Source organism: Mesorhizobium sp. M7A.F.Ca.MR.148.00.0.0 (assembly GCF_003997735.1).
Classification (GTDB): domain Bacteria; phylum Pseudomonadota; class Alphaproteobacteria; order Rhizobiales; family Rhizobiaceae; genus Mesorhizobium.
The window spans coordinates 1-973 of record NZ_RZTB01000307.1 but is presented as its reverse complement, the minus strand read 5'-3'; the positions used below and the strand labels follow the sequence as shown (position 1 = coordinate 973).

Annotated in this window: 1 protein-coding gene and 1 pseudogene; both read right to left on the bottom strand. The window is 63.3% G+C overall.

Going from position 1 to position 973, the window contains the following annotated elements:
• On the bottom strand, window positions 1–314 hold a 314-nt coding region (locus tag EOB49_RS34155; protein ID WP_206526193.1), incomplete at its 3' end, for an aldo/keto reductase.
• A 121-nt stretch (window positions 315–435) separates the two neighbouring features.
• Window positions 436–973: pseudogene (locus EOB49_RS34150) on the bottom strand (gfo/Idh/MocA family oxidoreductase); the annotation flags it as partial.

Here is a 973-nt window from a genome sequence, read left to right as displayed (position 1 = left end):
CCGGCCCACATCTCGTAGCCGGCCTTGGTCGAGATGATCAGCTCGTCGCGGTAGGCGGCGAAATCGGTGCGCAGGATCTCGCCGAAGGCGGTTTCGGCAGAACCGGGCGGCGGACCGTAATTGTTGGCGAGGTCGAAATGCGTGATGCCGAGGTCGAAGGCCTTGCGCGCGATCGCCTGCTTGGTCCTGTGCGGCGTGTCGTTGCCGAAATTATGCCATAGGCCGAGCGAGATTGCCGGCAGCTTCAGGCCGGAGCGGCCACAGCGGTTGTAGATCATCTTTTCATAGCGGTTTTCGGCAGGCGTGTAGGGCATCGGAAAATCCTCAAATGGAAGCGAGCCGGTCGGCTGCATCGCGACAACGCGGCGAGTTGGCTCTGCCCCTCACCCTTACCCTCTCTCCGTCGGAACGGGGAGAGGGTTGAGGTGTGCTGCCCTATTTCTTCTTCGCCAAAAGCGCCTTGGCTTCCTTGACGCCAAGTGCGGCCGGCCGTTCGCAGGTGGTCTGCATGGCGACGAACTTGCCGGTTTCGCCGGAGCGCAACAGGCCGGTCATCACGTCGACGGCGTGCAGCGCCAGCTCCATCGAACAGCGGTGCGGCCGGCCTTCCGCGATCGCCACTGCCATGTCGGCGAGGCCCGATGTGCGGTAGTTGGCCATCATGCCTTGCGAATGCATCTCGTTGGGTACGCCGAACGGATGCGGCCAGTTCGGCAGCTTCTTGACCGGCTTGGCCGCGTCGGTGAAGCGAACGTCACCACCGAAGAAGTTCGGGTCCGGCACGAACACCGTACCCGCCTCGCCATAGAGTTCCATCGGCGCGTGGCCGTGGGCCCAGACGTCCCAGCTGGTGTTGAGCGTTATAACGGCACCGTTCTCGAACTCCAGCAGTCCATGGATGGTCGTCGGCGTGTTGACCGGTATCTTTTCACCCGCGCGCGGCTTTGAACTGATCGTCCGCTCCTTGGCCGGC